Below are 13,267 nucleotides of genomic sequence, written 5' to 3' on the forward strand. Positions count from 1 at the left end.
CGCGCTCAGTGCACCGTCACCGGCGTCATGTCGTGCTGGCGCGCCAGCGCGAAGGCCAGCGCGCGGTCGGCGACAAGCGCCAGTTGCTGACCGTCGCTGTCGTGCACGGCATAGACCCGGTCCATTCCGTCGGATTGTTCGCGCACCTCGTCGGGCAGGTCGGCCACGGCCACCGGCTTGACGTACACCAGCCGCTCGCCCGTCGCATCGAAATCGTATTTCGTGTTCATGGCTCAACTCCTCCGGATGTTGATGGTCTGGACAACGCTTTCGGGCACGGACCGGGTCAGGTCCACGTGCAGCAGGCCGTTTTCCATCACGGCCTCGCCCACGTCGACCCCGTCGGCCAGCACGAAGGCGCGCTGGAACTGCCGGGCCGCGATCCCGCGGTGCAGAAAAACGCGGCCTTCGCTGTCGTCGGCCTGTTTGCCGCGGATCACCAGCTGGTTGTTTTCCAGCGTGATCGAGAGGTCATCCTCGCGGAACCCGGCAACGGCCAGAGTGATCCGGTAGGAAGTGTCCGAGGTCTGTTCGATATTGTAGGGGGGATAGCCGTCGTTGCCGGTTTTCGCGGTGCGTTCCACCAGCCGTTCCAGCTGTTCGAACCCCAGAAGGAACGGATGCGTTCCCATAGCCAGTTTCGTCATGCGACATGCCCTTTTTTGCAAGCGACCGTCTATTGCGGGCCCCGGGACGGCGACCCCACCCACTGAAGATGGTGGGGCCGGGCCCGTCTTGCAAGACCTGCCCGCGCGGGTTTCACTTTGAAAACGCCGGGCCAGCTCTTATCGTGGTACCACCTTGAACATGACACGGCGGATTCGCGCATGAACAGCTCTGCCCGCATGGAGGAACGTGAGGTCCTGCGCGTCGAACTGGAGGTTCTGCGCCAGGAGCACCGCGACCTCGACGAGGCCATCCGCGCCCTGCAAGGCGACGGAAAGGGTGACATGTTCACGATCAAGCGGCTCAAGAAACAGAAGCTCAACCTCAAGGATCGCATCTCCCAGATCGAGGATCGGCTGTTTCCCGACATCATCGCCTGATCGGCCCCCTGTCGCGTTGCACGCGCCTCAGACATGGCTATAGTGCGGCTTTCCTTGGCAAGGGGGCCGCATCATGACCGAGGCGCGCGTCGGCATCATCATGGGCAGCCAGTCGGACTGGCCGACCCTGCGCGCGGCCGCCGACGTGCTGGCCGAGCTGGAGGTGGCTTTTGAAACCCGGATCGTCTCGGCCCACCGCACGCCCGACCGGCTGTGGGACTACGGCCGGACGGCCGTGGACCGCGGCCTGCAGGTGATCATCGCCGGGGCCGGCGGGGCCGCGCATCTGCCGGGCATGATGGCCTCCAAGACCCGCGTGCCGGTGATCGGCGTACCGGTGCAGACCAGGGCGCTGTCCGGTGTCGACAGCCTGTATTCCATCCTGCAGATGCCGCGCGGCTATCCGGTGGCAACCATGGCCATCGGGGCCGCGGGCGCGGCGAATGCCGGCCTCATGGCCGCCGGAATCCTCGCCCTGCAGGACCCGGCGCTGGCGACGCGGCTGGACGCCTGGCGCGCCGCGCTCTCCGCCTCCATCCCCGACGAGCCACGCGATGACTGATCCCCTGCACACCGGCGCGACCATCGGCATTCTCGGCGGCGGCCAGCTGGGCCGGATGCTGTCGGTTGCCGCGGCCCGGCTCGGCTTCAAGACCTGCATCTTCGAGCCTGCGGGCGACTGCCCGGCCAGCCATGTCAGCAACTACCACTTCAAGGCCCCCTCCTACGAGGACGAGACCGCCCTGCTGGCCTTTGCCGACGCCGTGGACGTGATCACCTACGAGTTCGAGAACATCCCAACCGCGGCGCTTGACCTGCTTGAGACACACGCCCCCATACGGCCCGGGCGCCGGGTGCTGGCTGTCTCGCAGGACAGGCTGACCGAGAAGGCATTCCTGAGCGAGCAGGGCCTTGGCACCGCGCCCTTCGCCGCCGTTGACGACGAGGTCGACCTGGCCGAGGCGCTCGCGGAGATCGGCACGCCGGCCATCCTCAAGACCCGGCGTTTCGGCTATGACGGCAAGGGGCAGGCGCGGATCGAAACCCCCGACGACGCCGAGGCGGCGCTTGAGAGCCTGGCCGGCGCCCCCGCGATCCTGGAGGGCCGGGTCGATTTCACGCGCGAGGTCTCGGTGATCGCCGCGCGCGGGCTGGACGGGTCTGTCGCCTGTTTCGACCCGGGCGAGAACATCCACCGCGATGGCATCCTGCACACGACGACGGTGCCCGCCACGCTGTCCCCAAGCCAGCGCAGCGACGCCGTGCTGGCGGCGGCCAATATACTCAACGCGCTGCACTACGTCGGCGTCATGGGGGTGGAGCTTTTCGTCACCCCGCAGGCTCTGCTGGTCAACGAGATCGCACCGCGGGTGCACAATTCGGGGCACTGGACGCAGAACGGCTGCCTGATCGACCAGTTCGAACAGCACATCCGCGCCGTCGCGGGCTGGCCATTGGGCGACGGGTCGCGCCACGCCAACGTCATGATGGAGAACCTCATCGGCGCGGATGTCGCCCGCGTGCACGACCTGGCCGGCACCGGCACGGCGATCCACCTCTACGGCAAGACCGAAGCCAGGCCGGGCCGCAAGATGGGCCACATCAACCGCATCACCGGCCCCGCGTCCTGACCCGGGGCGAGGACGGAAATTCCAGAATTTCCGTCCCGCGCGCGGATGACAGGCCGGTCAGTCCAGCCCGAAGAGCACATCGCGCAGGGTCAGGTCACGGTCGAACCGCCCGGCTTCCAGAAAGGCCTGAACCTGCGCCATGACCAGCGGGTTGTTCATCATGAAGGTATGGGTCACGGGCAGGACGATATGGTCGTCCATCCCCTCGATCCGGGTCGAGGCGACGGCGACCTTGCCGTCATCCGGCCCGTCGATGACATTGGAATAGATCGGGTTCAGCGTCCGGTTTCCGGCGATGATGCCAAGCTCGAAATCCGGCAGCGGCAGCGCCTCGGGCACGCCGTCGGTGCCCAGTTGCAGGCCGGCCGGGCCGTTGACCCAGCGGAACGGTTCGAAATCGCCGAAGACATCCACCAGTTCCGAGCCGTGGTTGGGCGGGCCGAGCATGACCACGCGGCCGAGCTGGTCGGGCCGGGTCTCGGCCAGCCAGGCGCGCACCAGGATGCCGCCCATGGAGTGGGTGACGAAATGCACGGTGCGCGGGCCGCATTGCGCGACCTGATCGGGCAAAGTTGTCGCCACAAGGTCGCCGATGCTTGCCTCGGTCGAGGGGTAGCCCGCGTTGACGACGCTGTAACCGGCATCCACGAGGCTCTCTTCCAGCGCCAGAAAGGAGGTCTCGGTGCGGGCCAGCCCGTGCAGCAGCACGACGCAGTCCGCCGCCCGCGCGGGCAGCGGCGACAGCACCAGAGACAGGGTGAGGAAAAACGCGCGCATGCCGTTGCATATAGGTTTCCCGCGCGGTTCAACAGAGGCGTCTTGCCCTGCCCCGCGGGCGTCGCCAGTCTGGCGCGCATGACCCGACCCGTTCGCCTTGCTGTCCGCGGCCTGCTGATGCGGGATAACCGGCTGTTGCTGGTCAACGCCTACGCCGGGCGCGGCGACCTGTGGTGCGCGCCGGGCGGCGGCGTGGACCCGCACCAAAGCCTGCCCGAGAACCTGGCCCGCGAGATATACGAGGAAACCGGCCTGTCGGTCGATGTGGGTGCGCCCTGCCTGGTCAACGAGTTTCACGACCCCGCCGGCGATTTCCACCAGGTGGACATCTATTTCCGCTGCGCGCTGGTGGCGGGCGACCTGCGCGCGGATTGGCCCGACCCGGAGGGCATCGTGAGCCTGCGCCGCTGGGTCACGCGCGACGAGCTGGCCGGGCTGCGCGTCAAACCCGACGCCCTCGCGGCTGTCGCCTGGAAAGATTCGGATGCGCCGCTCTATGATCCGTTGGAGCCGATCCTGCGCTGAGACCGGCCCAGCACCGACAGGCCGATCCCGCCCAGCACCAGCGCCGAGGCCATCAGGATCTGCGCCGTGACCGCCTCGCCCAGCAGAGCCGCGCCGCCGAGGATCGCGAGGACCGGCACGCTCAGTTGCGCAACCCCGGCCTGCATGGTGCCAAGGCCCGGCAGCACAGCGTACCAGACCGCATAGCCCAGCCCAGAGGCCAGCGCGCCCGACAGCACCGCCAGCCCCAGGCCGCGGGCATCCCAGCCCGGCCCCAGCAGGATCAGCGGCACCATCGCCAGCGCGGCCAGAAAGAAATTCCCGGCAGTGTCCTGCAGCGGCGCAGTGGCCCCCTTGCCCAGCGCCGTGTAGGCGGCCCAGCCCAGCCCGGCGGCAATCATCAGCGCCGCACTGGCCGGGTCCACGGCGACCGTCCCGCCGGGCCACAGAAGCCAGACCAACCCGGCAAGGGCGAGGACCATGCCCGAGACCTGACGCAGCCCGACAGGGTCGGGCCCGCGCAGCGCCAAGGCGAAGAGGCCCAGTTGCACCGTGGCGAAGAGGATCAGCGCCCCAAGACCCGCATCCAAGCGCAGGTAGGCCAGCGAGAAGCCGACGAGATAGACCACCAGCGCCAGCGCCCCGCCCGCCCGGCGCGGGGCCAGAAGCTGCAGGCGCCCGCCGCGCAGCACGACGACAAGGGCAAGCATGGCCGCCCCGGACCAGACCCGCACCAGCGCGAAGGTGAGCGGGTCCGTGGCCCCGCCGACGCCCGCGCGGTTGAGGATCGAATTGGCGGCAAAGGCGCACATGGCGAAGAGGACGAGGAGGGCCTGTTTCATGTCGCCACCTTGTCTTCAATGCACCGCCGGGGCCAGAGCCGAACCCACAAGGTGATCCGATGTGAAAAAGGGCGCCCCGCAGGGCGCCCTTTGACGTGTCCGTTAAACCGGACGGCAATTTACATCATGCCGCCCATGCCACCCATGTCGGGCATGCCGCCGCCGCCACCGGCGCCGCCGCCGTCGTCCTTGGACGGCTTGTCGGCGATCATGGCCTCGGTGGTGATCAGCAGACCGGCGATGGACGCGGCGTCCTGCAGCGCGGTGCGCGCCACCTTGGCCGGGTCGATCACGCCGAACTTGAACATGTCCCCGTATTCGTCGGTCTGGGCGTTGTAGCCGAAGGACTTGTCGTCGGACTCGCGGATCTTGCCGGCCACGACCGAGCCGTCCACGCCGGCGTTCTCCGCGATCTGGCGCAGGGGCGTCTCGAGCGCCTTGCGCACGATGTCGATGCCGCGGGTCTGGTCGATGTTCTCGCCTTCCAGCCCTTCGAGCGCCTTGGCGCCCTGGACCAGCGACACGCCGCCGCCGACAACGATGCCTTCCTGAACGGCCGCGCGGGTCGCGTTGAGGGCGTCGTCGACACGGTCCTTGCGCTCCTTGACCTCGGTCTCGGTCATGCCGCCGACGCGAATGACGGCCACACCGCCGGCCAGCTTGGCGACGCGCTCCTGCAGCTTCTCGCGGTCGTAGTCGCTGGTGGTGTCCTCGATCTGCTGGCGGATCTGGCTGACGCGGGCCTCGATCTCGGCGGTGTCGCCGTTGCCCTCGATGATCGTGGTCTCATCCTTGGTGATGTCGATCTTCTTGGCCTGGCCGAGCATGTCCATGGTGACGTTTTCCAGCTTCATCCCGAGGTCCTCGGAGATGACTTGGCCGCCGGTCAGGACCGCGATGTCCTGCAGCATGGCCTTGCGGCGATCACCGAAGCCCGGCGCCTTGACGGCGGCGATCTTCAGCCCGCCGCGCAGCTTGTTGACCACCAGGGTGGCCAGCGCTTCGCCCTCGACGTCCTCGGCGATGATCAGCAGCGGCTTCTGCGACTGGATGACCTGTTCGAGCAGCGGCACCATGGGCTGCAGGCTCGACAGCTTCTTCTCGTGCAGCAGCACCAGGCAGTCTTCCAGCTCGGCGACCATCTTGTCGGAGTTGGTCACGAAATAGGGCGACAGGTAGCCGCGGTCGAACTGCATGCCCTCGACCACGTCGGTCTCGGTCTCGGTGCCCTTGTTTTCCTCGACGGTGATGACGCCGTCGTTGCCGACCTTCTGCATGGCGTCGGCGATCATCTGGCCGATCTCCTTCTCGCCGTTGGCCGACACGGTGCCGACCTGGGCGACTTCCTCGGAGTTCTCGACCTTGCGGGCGGCGGACTTGATCGCTTCGACGACCTTGGTGGTGGCCATGTCGATGCCGCGCTTGAGGTCCATCGGGTTCATCCCGGCGGCCACGGCCTTGGTGCCTTCCTTGACGATGGACTGGGCCAGCACCGTCGCGGTGGTGGTGCCGTCACCGGCCTCGTCATTGGTGCGGTTGGCCACTTCCTTGACCATCTGCGCGCCCATGTTCTCGAACTTGTCTTCCAGCTCGATCTCCTTGGCCACGGAAACACCGTCCTTGGTGATGCGCGGCGAACCGAAGGACTTCTCCAGCACCACGTTGCGGCCCTTGGGGCCGAGGGTCACCTTCACGGCATCGGCCAGCACGTTCACGCCGCGGAGCATGCCGGTGCGGGCATCGGTATCGAATTTGACGTCTTTTGCGGACATTGTCGCGTTCCTCGTCTTTGTTGGTTGTTCTCAGGGGACAGGCGGTGCCTCAGGCCATGACGCCGAGGATGTCGCCTTCCTTCATGATGAGCAGCTCTTCACCGTCGACGGTGATCTCGGTGCCGGACCACTTGCCGAAGAGGACCTTGTCACCCTCGGACACGTCCAGTTTTATGCGGTCTCCGTCATCATCGCGGGCCCCTGCGCCAACGGCCACGACCTCGCCCTCCTGGGGCTTTTCCTTGGCGCTGTCGGGGATGATCAGGCCCCCGGCGGTCTTGTCGTCGCTTTCCACGCGGCGCACCAGCACCCGGTCATGAAGCGGTTTGAAAGCCATGTTTGTAGCTCCTCAGCTAGACTTGTTCTTGTTCGGTCCCATCGGGATGTTAGCACTCTTCCACGGTGAGTGCCAGCGGGTGGGATTTAGGCAAGTGCCGGGCGGGTGTCAACGGCGCGCCGCGACAAAATCGCCCGTGGGCGAACCTGGGACCGGGACACGGTACCGAATCCGTGTTTTCCTAATTGAAACGAGGCGGTAGCATCACGCCGACGCCGTGTCACACCCCGCTTCGGAGACCCCATGCCGCGTGTCCTGCTTGCCGCCCTCTTAGCCTGTCTGGCGCTGCCAGTGGCCGCGCAATGCAACGGTCCCGGGCTCGAGGCGCGGCTGGACGCGGAGGAAACCGCCCGGATCGAGTCCCGCGTTGCCGAGACGCCCTTTGCCGAGGGACTCTATTGGCAAGCCGAGCGTGACGGGCGCGTCCTGACGCTCCTGGGCACGATCCACCTGCCCGATCCGCGCCTGGGGGCCGTCCTGGCCCGTGTGCGCCCTCGGCTCGAGGCCGCCAACCTTCTGCTTGTCGAAGCCACCGCCGACGATCAGGCCGCTGTGCAGGCCCATATCGCCGAGGACCCGGCGTATTATACCATCACCGAGGGGCCCGGCCTGATCGAGCGGCTGGACGGCCCCACCTGGGACGCGGTCGCGCAGGCCGCCCGGGCCCGCGGCGTGCCACCCTACATGGCCGCGCGGATGCAGCCCTGGTTCCTGTCCATGACGCTGTCCATGCCACCCTGCGCCGTTCCGGCCATGGGCGCCGGCGAAAAGGGCCTCGACAACCTGATCGTGGCCGAGGCCGAGGGAAAGATGCCCTTGCGCGCGCTGGAGGATTGGCGGGTTGTGCTGGACCTGCTTCGGGCGGGCACCTTCGAGGACCAGCTCGACGACCTGCGCCTTGGCCTGGTCGCGCCGGAGATCATGGACGCGCTGGCGGCCTCGATGCTGGAGGGCTATTTCGACCGCCGGCCAGGCTACAGCTGGCACATCAATCGCACGATGGCCCGCTTTGCGCCGGGCCTGAGCCCGGCCGACGTCACGGCCGAAATGCGCGAGATGGAACAGGCGATGCTGATCGACCGCAACCGCAGCTGGATTTCGGTGATCGAACAGGCGGCGGCGGCGCATGACCACGTCTTCGTGGCCTTCGGTGCGGCCCACCTGATCGGGGATCAGGGCGTGCTCGCGCTTTTGCAGGCCAATGGCTGGCAGGTGACGCGGCTGGACAGCTAGGCGCCGCCGGGCACCAAAAAACACCGAGCCCGCCCGATAGCCCGCAACAGTGCCGGCGATACTCCGGCCCTTTCTCCGACTTGGTCGCGCCGATCTTCAACAGCCGGACACAGATGCCCATATCGACGGTGTTAAGGATCGCAAGAGGGGAGTGGCCACCATGGACCCGACATCCGACCGCACCGTTCCCGTGAACCTGCGCCAAAGCGGCGCACCGCGCATCGACATGCTGATCGGCACACGGGTGCGCAAGTCCCCGTTCTGGCACAAGTCGGTGGAGCACGGCGCCCGCGCCGTCACCGTCTACAATCGAATGTATCATCCCCGTCTCTACTTCTCGCCGGACGAAGGCGGGCTGCTTGGCGAATACGACTACCTGACACGCCACGTGACACTCTGGAACGTGGCGGTCGAGCGCCAGATCCAGATCAAGGGGCCGGATGCCACCGCATTCGTGGATTTCCTGGTCACCCGGGCAATGACCGGCGACCGAGAACTGGCCCCGGGCAAGGCGCGCTACGTGATCCTGTGCAATCAGCACGGCGGCATCGTCAACGACCCGGTCCTGTTACGGATCGCCGAGGACGAATACTGGCTGTCGATCTCGGACTCCGATGTCGCGCTCTGGGCGCAGGGGGTGAATGTCGACGGCCGCTTCGATGCCACGGTGCGCGAACTCGACGTGGCGCCGGTTCAGTTGCAGGGCCCCGATAGCGCCGCAGTCCTGCAGGACGCCGGGATCGCGGACGTCACGTCGATGAAATTCTTCAACCTTCGGGAGACCACGCTCTTCGGCTGCGACGTCGTCATCTCCAAGACCGGGTTCTCCGGCGAGGAAGGCTTCGAGATTTACCTGCGCAACGCTACCCGCGATGCCGACGCGCTCTGGGACGGGCTTGTCGCGGCGGGGAAACCCTATCATCTGCGGGTGATCGCGCCCAACCACATCAGCCGCATGGAAGCGGGCATCCTGTCCTACGGCCAGGACATGGATCTCGAGACAACGCCTTACGAGGTCGGCCTCGACTGGCAGGTCGACCTGGACAAGCGCGCCTTTGTCGGCAAGGCCGCGCTGGAAGAGGTCGCGGCGCGTGGCGTCACTCACAAGCTGGTGGGTCTGACCTTTGGCGGCCGGCAGATAGATTGGTACAACGCGGATTTCTGGCCCGTCCTGGACCCGGAGATGCAAGAGGAGATCGGATATGTCACCTCGGCCTTCCATTCACCGGGGGTCGGTGCCAACATCGCCTTTGCCCGCGTGCCGGTGGCGCGCGCAACGCCCGGCCAACGGCTGCTGGTCCGAACACCGGCCTCGGTCGAGCCGCTCGCGGCCGAGACCTGCGCAACGCCCTTCACAATGCCCGAACGCGGGCTGAACCGGCCGGTCGGCATGGGCGGGCCACCAAAGCCCGATTGATCCCCGGTGGCGTCGTTCAAGCCGCGGGCAGGAACGTCAGAGACGCCCCGTTGATGCAGTGCAGGACCTGCCCCTCGACCAGCAGGATGTGGCCCATGTGACTGCCGCAGCGGCGGCAATGCACCTCGATCTCGATGTTCATGATGTTGGGATCATCGCCCATGGGCGCGCCTGAGTCCTGCGACATCAGCTGCGCATTGGGTTCGCTTGCCACGAAGAACAGCCAGCCTTTGGGCAGGTTGACCTTGGTGCCCCAATGATATTGCGTCAGCTCGCAGCCGCGGCAGTCGTATCGTCCCTTGCGGGATTCGGCCCAGATATCGCTCGACATCGGCTCTTCGGTGCGGCCCTCGCGCAGGATGGCGTAGTCCTCGCCCAGCAGGGCGCGCCAGTCCGCCTCGGTGCGTATGACCTCGTAGTCGAACGGATCGCGGCCCGCGGGCACGTCGGCCCGGCCCGCAGCCGGAAGCGCGAGGGCGCCACCGAAGACCGTGGACCCGCGCAGAAAGTCCCGTCGATGAAGTGCAGGCATTTCTCGTCCCCTTTCCATTGATGTCTTGCGTCGATCTGTCCTGTCCCGCCTTTATAGTCGCGATTTCAATCACTGTCGTTTCACGTGGCCGTGCCTCACTGGGAATTCAGGGAAAAACACGTTCGCGTTTTCGCCGTTCACGTTTTTTCAAACGGAGTCTCTCGTTTCCGTGCGCTCCGTGAAACTCATGCCGACGTGAATTGATGTTTCAATTGGCTTTGCCCTAATTGGAAAACAGCAATCAGGACGATTGCGATTTTGAAACCGCGAATTTCGAACACGTTTCGAAACCGCAGCACAGGAGAAACGACATGAAAACCCTTATCACCGCCGGAATCCTCGCCCTCACCGTTGCCGGCGCCGCCCAGGCCCAGAACATGTTCGCCTACATGGGCGACCAGGACGACGGAACCAGCACCGTGGTCATCGACCCGTTCAGCGCCAGCGGTGACGGCTATGTCGCGGTCTACGATCACCATCGCGGCGAAACCGGCGACCTGCTGGGCGTGGCCTCGATTCGCGGCGGCGCGAACAATGAAACCCGCGTCCAGGTGGGCCGCCCGCTGCGCAATGACGTGATCGCCTATCTCTTCGTGGGCGAGAATTTCAACGACCCCTCGATGGCCGTGGACAGCGTCGAGATCGACATCGAGGACTGATCCTGCTTGACCAGTCCCGAAACGCAATGGGCTGCCGATCCAATTCGGCAGCCCATTATCTTGCGTTCGAAAATGAATTTCTTATGCACATCGCGTTTTACAAAAACCTTGAGAGTCCGGGTATATTCCTTTTTCCGAAATTCCCACCCGGTGTCTGCCCGAAACAGCACCATTTCCCGAAAGTCGGTCTTTCAGGCATCGCCCCAATCGACCAGGCCCGCGCGCCCGGCCTCGGTCAGGTCATAGACCCCGCGCGCGACGCGCTGAAACCAGCTGTAGTGGTTGTCGGCCATGATCCGCGTCGCCCCCGGCACCCCGGCCCCCTCGGCAACGACCGCCCCGCGCGACGGGCCGTGCGCGGCCAGGAACCGCGCGCAGGCCAGCGCATCCTGCCGGTAGCCGGTGACGATCCCGTGGCGCGTGGCCCCGCCCGCGTTGGGGTCGCCGCGCAACCGCTCGAAATCGCGCAGCAGCCGCGCCGCCTTCGCCTTCGACTTGCGCGGGCGGAACGGGCCGGGATCGGCCATGACCTCGACAAAGCCGTCACGGGGCCGCACGAAGATCACCCCCAGCCCGAGCATGCGGGCCAGCCTGACGTTCTCCGTCGCGTCGCGCCTGGGCCTCGGCACGGCCACATAGACAAGATCGCTGACCGCCTGCCGGGCGATGGCCTGGTGAAAAAGCGCCAGCGAGAAGCCGGTTTTCAACTCGACGATCACGGGAGCCTCGTCGCCGCGCCGCGCCACCACGTCGGCGGCGCCAACCTCGCCCTTGACGTCATAGCCCTGCGCCGCGAGATGGGCTTTCACCGCGGGGTAGAGGTCGCTCTCACGCATCGCCGGGCCGCCCGCTGTGGCCGCGATGCAAGACCGGGCACCGTGTCGCGTGACAGTCCAATCCATCCCCCCTATAAGGCCGGCAAATTCACCTGAACCACGGGCTTTCCACAATGACCACACTCGTTTTCGGCCACAAGGCCCCCGACACCGACTCCACCGGCGCGCCCCTGATCTGGGCCTGGTATCTGTCCGACATCAAAGGTCAGGACGCCAAGCCGGTCCTGCTGGGCGCGCCCAATACCGAGGCCGCCTTCGTCCTGTCCCGCTGGGGCTATGACACGCCCGAGATCATCGCCGACGTGGCCGACGACCAGCCCTGTGTCGTCGTCGACACCAACAACCCCGCCGAACTTCCCGACAATATCAACGGCGCCGACGTGCAGGCGATCATCGACCATCACAAGCTGGTCGGCGGGCTGGAAACCAAGGGCCCGATCAACATCACCATCCGGCCGCTGGCCTGCACGGCCACCATCATGCACACCCTCATGGGCGCCGATGCCGACAAGCTGACCGATCCGGTCAAGGGCCTCATGCTGTCGTGCATCCTGTCGGACACGCTGGAGTTTCGCAGCCCCACCACCACCGCGCAGGACAAGGCGCTGGCCGAAAGCCTCGCCGCCGACCTGGGCCTGAACCTGACCGACTACGCCGCCGAGATGTTCGCGGCCAAGTCCGATGTCTCGGCCTTTTCGGATGCCGAGCTGATCCGCATGGACTCCAAGGAATACGAGGTCTCAGACACCAAGTTCCGCGTCTCGGTCCTGGAAACCACCGCACCCGAGATGCCGCTGGGGCGCAAGGACAGCCTGATGGCCAGCATGGGGGATGTCGCCGCCGAGGATGGCGTGGACGAAGTGCTGCTCTTCGTCGTCGATATCCTGCGCGAAGAGGCGACGCTCCTGGTGCCCAACGACACCGTCAAGGCGGTGGCCGAGAAGAGCTTCGGCGCGACGGTCGAGGGCGACATCGTGGTCTTGCCCGGCGTCATGTCGCGCAAGAAGCAGATCATCCCGAACCTGGCGCTGTAAGCCGCGCCAGGCGGCTGGAACACCCTCGCCGCGTGGTCCGCGGCGAGGGTTCCTCTTTGCGAGCTGCTCGGGCAATACTCATAGGAGGGGGCGGGTGTCCGCCATGCAGTATTCGGCCGACTTCAAGTCGCGCACCACGGCCATTGCCCGGCTGTTCGAGGACAGCTTCGGCGCGTCCGAAGGCGCCGAAGAGGGCGCGCTGATCGGCGGGCTCGCGCGCGACATGCTGTCCGAGGTGCCGGATACAGACCTGCATGTTTTCACCGCGTGGGACGTCGACACCATGGTCGGCGCGATCATCTTTTCGCGTCTGCAAGCCCCCAACGATCACCGCCGCGTTTTCCTGCTGGCGCCGGTTGCCGTGGCCCCCGATCAACAGGGCAAGGGCGTGGGGCAGTCGTTGCTGCGGCATGGCCTTTCCGAGATGCGGCGCGCGGGAGCGGATGTGGCGGTGACCTATGGCGACCCGGCCTATTACTGCAAGGTGGGCTTCCGGCCCGCCACGACCGAGACCGTTCCAGCTCCGCGCCGGCTTCAATACCCCGAGGGCTGGCAGGCCCAGTCCCTTACGGATGCGCCGCTGGCCCCGATCACGGGGCCGTTGCACTGCGTTCAGGCGATCGACGACCCCGTCTACTGGTGAGCCG

The 13,267-nt window shown here is 66.4% G+C and carries 17 protein-coding genes; 9 read left to right on the top strand and 8 right to left on the bottom strand.

All coding sequences use genetic code 11. The annotated features are described in order from the left end of the window. Positions 1-5: 5 nt before the first annotated feature. Together BU124_RS05275 and BU124_RS05280 are read right to left on the bottom strand one after the other, a co-directional pair. Entirely contained in the window at positions 6-230 is a 225-nt protein-coding gene (locus BU124_RS05275) for a DUF1150 family protein (protein WP_084861409.1), read from the bottom strand. 3 nt (positions 231-233) lie between these two features. Beyond that, complete coding sequence (locus BU124_RS05280; RefSeq protein WP_084861410.1) at positions 234-647, bottom strand: Hsp20 family protein; 414 nt, start codon at positions 645-647, stop codon at positions 234-236. A gap of 180 nt (positions 648-827) precedes the next feature. Between BU124_RS05280 and BU124_RS05285 the strand changes: the two genes are divergently transcribed. The 3 genes from BU124_RS05285 to BU124_RS05295 all read left to right on the top strand — a co-directional run bounded on the left by BU124_RS05285 (position 828) and on the right by BU124_RS05295 (position 2,677). Next, on the top strand, positions 828-1,046 hold the full coding sequence (locus BU124_RS05285; RefSeq protein ID WP_084861411.1) for a YdcH family protein: 219 nt from the start codon (positions 828-830) through the stop codon (positions 1,044-1,046). Positions 1,047-1,119: 73 nt separating this feature from the next. Then, entirely contained in the window at positions 1,120-1,608 is a 489-nt protein-coding gene (purE, locus tag BU124_RS05290) for a 5-(carboxyamino)imidazole ribonucleotide mutase (RefSeq protein WP_084861412.1), read from the top strand. Further along, positions 1,601-2,677, top strand: a complete 1,077-nt coding sequence (locus BU124_RS05295) for a 5-(carboxyamino)imidazole ribonucleotide synthase (RefSeq protein WP_084861413.1) — start codon at positions 1,601-1,603, stop codon at positions 2,675-2,677. Before purE ends, BU124_RS05295 begins: the two co-directional genes overlap by 8 nt. 57 nt (positions 2,678-2,734) lie before the next feature. On the opposite strand, the gene BU124_RS05300 is transcribed toward BU124_RS05295, so the two are convergent. Continuing rightward, a complete protein-coding gene (locus BU124_RS05300) occupies positions 2,735-3,454 on the bottom strand; it encodes an esterase/lipase family protein (RefSeq protein WP_084861414.1) in 720 nt (239 codons plus the stop codon). Between the two features lie 78 nt (positions 3,455-3,532). Between BU124_RS05300 and BU124_RS05305 the strand changes: the two genes are divergently transcribed. Beyond that, a complete protein-coding gene (locus tag BU124_RS05305; RefSeq protein WP_084861496.1) occupies positions 3,533-3,979 on the top strand; it encodes an NUDIX domain-containing protein in 447 nt (148 codons plus the stop codon). Here the strand turns inward: BU124_RS05305 and BU124_RS05310 are convergent. From BU124_RS05310 to groES, 3 genes are all read right to left on the bottom strand, one after another. Beyond that, positions 3,949-4,800, bottom strand: coding sequence for a DMT family transporter (locus tag BU124_RS05310; RefSeq protein ID WP_084861415.1), 852 nt, complete (start codon positions 4,798-4,800; stop codon positions 3,949-3,951). The genes BU124_RS05305 and BU124_RS05310 overlap by 31 nt on opposite strands. A 119-nt stretch (positions 4,801-4,919) precedes the next feature. Next, the gene (gene groL, locus BU124_RS05315; protein ID WP_084861416.1) at positions 4,920-6,572 is read right to left on the bottom strand and encodes a chaperonin GroEL; all 1,653 of its coding nucleotides are present in this window, start codon (positions 6,570-6,572) and stop codon (positions 4,920-4,922) included. Between the two features lie 49 nt (positions 6,573-6,621). After that, positions 6,622-6,909, bottom strand: a complete 288-nt coding sequence (groES, locus tag BU124_RS05320; RefSeq protein ID WP_084861417.1) for a co-chaperone GroES — start codon at positions 6,907-6,909, stop codon at positions 6,622-6,624. A 243-nt stretch (positions 6,910-7,152) separates the two neighbouring features. Here groES and BU124_RS05325 point away from each other — a divergent pair, with 243 nt between their 5' ends. Next, a complete protein-coding gene (locus tag BU124_RS05325; RefSeq protein WP_084861418.1) occupies positions 7,153-8,142 on the top strand; it encodes a TraB/GumN family protein in 990 nt (329 codons plus the stop codon). A 160-nt stretch (positions 8,143-8,302) separates the two neighbouring features. Continuing rightward, positions 8,303-9,559, top strand: coding sequence for a glycine cleavage T C-terminal barrel domain-containing protein (locus BU124_RS05330; protein ID WP_084861419.1), 1,257 nt, complete (start codon positions 8,303-8,305; stop codon positions 9,557-9,559). A 16-nt stretch (positions 9,560-9,575) separates the two neighbouring features. Here the strand turns inward: BU124_RS05330 and BU124_RS05335 are convergent, their stop codons facing one another. Next, entirely contained in the window at positions 9,576-10,091 is a 516-nt protein-coding gene (locus tag BU124_RS05335; protein WP_179141866.1) for a peptide-methionine (R)-S-oxide reductase, read from the bottom strand. Between the two features lie 311 nt (positions 10,092-10,402). Here BU124_RS05335 and BU124_RS05340 point away from each other — a divergent pair, with 311 nt between their 5' ends. Further along, complete coding sequence (locus tag BU124_RS05340; protein ID WP_084861421.1) at positions 10,403-10,750, top strand: DUF7282 domain-containing protein; 348 nt, start codon at positions 10,403-10,405, stop codon at positions 10,748-10,750. 191 nt (positions 10,751-10,941) lie between these two features. On the opposite strand, the gene BU124_RS05345 is transcribed toward BU124_RS05340, so the two are convergent. Then, positions 10,942-11,586: a DUF2161 domain-containing phosphodiesterase gene (locus BU124_RS05345; protein ID WP_084861422.1), complete on the bottom strand. Its 645-nt coding sequence runs from the start codon at positions 11,584-11,586 to the stop codon at positions 10,942-10,944. Between the two features lie 113 nt (positions 11,587-11,699). On the opposite strand from BU124_RS05345, the gene BU124_RS05350 reads away from it, so the two are divergent. Continuing rightward, positions 11,700-12,620, top strand: a complete 921-nt coding sequence (locus tag BU124_RS05350; RefSeq protein WP_084861423.1) for a manganese-dependent inorganic pyrophosphatase — start codon at positions 11,700-11,702, stop codon at positions 12,618-12,620. Between the two features lie 103 nt (positions 12,621-12,723). Continuing rightward, positions 12,724-13,263, top strand: coding sequence for a GNAT family N-acetyltransferase (locus tag BU124_RS05355; RefSeq protein WP_084861424.1), 540 nt, complete (start codon positions 12,724-12,726; stop codon positions 13,261-13,263). Positions 13,264-13,267: the final 4 nt, after the last annotated feature.

It is taken from the genome of Salibaculum halophilum (genome assembly GCF_002094885.1).
Taxonomy (GTDB): domain Bacteria; phylum Pseudomonadota; class Alphaproteobacteria; order Rhodobacterales; family Rhodobacteraceae; genus Salibaculum; species Salibaculum halophilum.

Bases quoted from the DNA above. Each gene is read 5' to 3' on its own strand.
- BU124_RS05305 (WP_084861496.1), top strand. From the start codon at position 3,533: ATGACCCGACCCGTTCGCCTTGCTGTCCGCGGCCTGCTGATGCGGGAT.
- BU124_RS05275 (WP_084861409.1), bottom strand. From the start codon at position 230: ATGAACACGAAATACGATTTCGATGCGACGGGCGAGCGGCTGGTGTAC.
- BU124_RS05285 (WP_084861411.1), top strand. From the start codon at position 828: ATGAACAGCTCTGCCCGCATGGAGGAACGTGAGGTCCTGCGCGTCGAA.
- BU124_RS05355 (WP_084861424.1), top strand. From the start codon at position 12,724: ATGCAGTATTCGGCCGACTTCAAGTCGCGCACCACGGCCATTGCCCGG.
- BU124_RS05280 (WP_084861410.1), bottom strand. From the start codon at position 647: ATGACGAAACTGGCTATGGGAACGCATCCGTTCCTTCTGGGGTTCGAA.
- BU124_RS05325 (WP_084861418.1), top strand. From the start codon at position 7,153: ATGCCGCGTGTCCTGCTTGCCGCCCTCTTAGCCTGTCTGGCGCTGCCA.
- BU124_RS05340 (WP_084861421.1), top strand. From the start codon at position 10,403: ATGAAAACCCTTATCACCGCCGGAATCCTCGCCCTCACCGTTGCCGGC.
- BU124_RS05345 (WP_084861422.1), bottom strand. From the start codon at position 11,586: ATGCGTGAGAGCGACCTCTACCCCGCGGTGAAAGCCCATCTCGCGGCG.
- purE (WP_084861412.1), top strand. From the start codon at position 1,120: ATGACCGAGGCGCGCGTCGGCATCATCATGGGCAGCCAGTCGGACTGG.
- BU124_RS05295 (WP_084861413.1), top strand. From the start codon at position 1,601: ATGACTGATCCCCTGCACACCGGCGCGACCATCGGCATTCTCGGCGGC.
- BU124_RS05330 (WP_084861419.1), top strand. From the start codon at position 8,303: ATGGACCCGACATCCGACCGCACCGTTCCCGTGAACCTGCGCCAAAGC.
- BU124_RS05350 (WP_084861423.1), top strand. From the start codon at position 11,700: ATGACCACACTCGTTTTCGGCCACAAGGCCCCCGACACCGACTCCACC.
- groL (WP_084861416.1), bottom strand. From the start codon at position 6,572: ATGTCCGCAAAAGACGTCAAATTCGATACCGATGCCCGCACCGGCATG.
- BU124_RS05300 (WP_084861414.1), bottom strand. From the start codon at position 3,454: ATGCGCGCGTTTTTCCTCACCCTGTCTCTGGTGCTGTCGCCGCTGCCC.
- BU124_RS05335 (WP_179141866.1), bottom strand. From the start codon at position 10,091: ATGCCTGCACTTCATCGACGGGACTTTCTGCGCGGGTCCACGGTCTTC.
- groES (WP_084861417.1), bottom strand. From the start codon at position 6,909: ATGGCTTTCAAACCGCTTCATGACCGGGTGCTGGTGCGCCGCGTGGAA.
- BU124_RS05310 (WP_084861415.1), bottom strand. From the start codon at position 4,800: ATGAAACAGGCCCTCCTCGTCCTCTTCGCCATGTGCGCCTTTGCCGCC.